General features: G+C 46.3%; 2 pseudogenes. Both read left to right on the top strand.

Annotated features, from left to right (window positions below):
• Positions 1–603, top strand: a pseudogene (locus I8752_RS36670) (ATP-dependent helicase); the annotation flags it as partial.
• Positions 585–1,299: pseudogene (locus I8752_RS36665) on the top strand (SNF2-related protein); the annotation flags it as partial. The pseudogenes I8752_RS36670 and I8752_RS36665, both read left to right, overlap by 19 nt.

Below are 1,299 nucleotides of genomic sequence, written 5' to 3'. Positions count from 1 at the left end.
CAACTGGCCCAGGTATATAGTCAGCTATCACACATAGACCAAAAGATTGTGCAATTATTTTCGGTGATTTATGAACCGGTAAACAGAACTTCATTCATGAATTGCCTCAATCAAATCGGCACGTTAGATGAAAACAATAAACCTTTTATTAACAAAAGCTTAAGCCGCCACATTGATGGATTATTGGCAGCAGGCTTGCTAATTCAGTCAAGCGGGCAAGGCCCTCAATGCCATCCGCTCATAACAGAGATTGCTACTCGTGATGCGGTAAAAGCAGGATATTTTGAAATCCTAGCGACCTCTGTCTCCAAAATTTTACCTATATCTAGTGGTTACGCAAGCGGAACCCGGTATTTTCAGAGCGAGCGCCAGTTCATCAGAGAAGTTCGTATTGGTTTTTACCGTCACGACCCCAATTTCATTAATAAACAGATTGAAGACTACCAGAAATACAGTCACAGCAATAAGATATCTGTAAATAAAATCTTCGAGCAAATCTGCAATAACCCATTTGATGCTGATTGGTTTCGCACCCTGCCACAAGGATTATTTGAAAACGGCATATCTAGCATCCTCCTGAATGCGGTCAATTCTTGGCTTTAACCCAAGCTTTTCGCAAACGCCTTGATGAATTACGGGCGTTTTCAGAAAAACATAGTAAAGGTATACGCTTTCACCCCTTGGCAACATTAGGTTTAGAGGATTTCGTGGACGAGGTGGGCAAGGTAAAAGCAGACAAACACTGGAAGGCACACAGAGAGCGTTTGAAGGAGGTGCAAAGCCTCCAGCCGGAACTCCCCTCTACGTTTCAAGCAGAACTGCGCGACTACCAGATGGAGGGGTTCAACTGGCTGGTGCGGCTGGCACATTGGGGTGTGGGAGCCTGCTTGGCAGACCAAATGGCACTGGGCAAGACCGTGCAAGCATTGGCTGTTATCCTAAAGCGTGCCCATGAGGGGCCAACCCTAATTATTGCCCCTACTTCGGTGTGCATGAATTGGGTGAGTGAGGCACAGCGTTTTGCCCCTACCCTCAATATCGTTCAATTTGGTGGAAGCGATCGCCAAAAATTACTCTCTGGGTTACAACCGTTTGATATGTTGGTATGCAGCTACGGTCTGTTGCAGCAGGAAGAAGTATCCCAAATGCTGTCCCAAGTGCAGTGGCAAACGATTGTGCTGGATGAAGCCCAGGCAATCAAAAATATGATCGCCAAACGTTCCCAGGCAGCAATGAACCTCAAAGGTGGTTTCAAGCTGATTACCACTGGGACTCCGATTGAGAACCACCTCGGCGAAC

The organism is Dendronalium phyllosphericum CENA369, assembly GCF_016056275.1.
GTDB lineage: Bacteria > Cyanobacteriota > Cyanobacteriia > Cyanobacteriales > Nostocaceae > Dendronalium > Dendronalium phyllosphericum.
The sequence above is the reverse complement of the archived record's forward strand: the minus strand, read 5'-3'. Positions and strand labels throughout refer to the sequence as shown.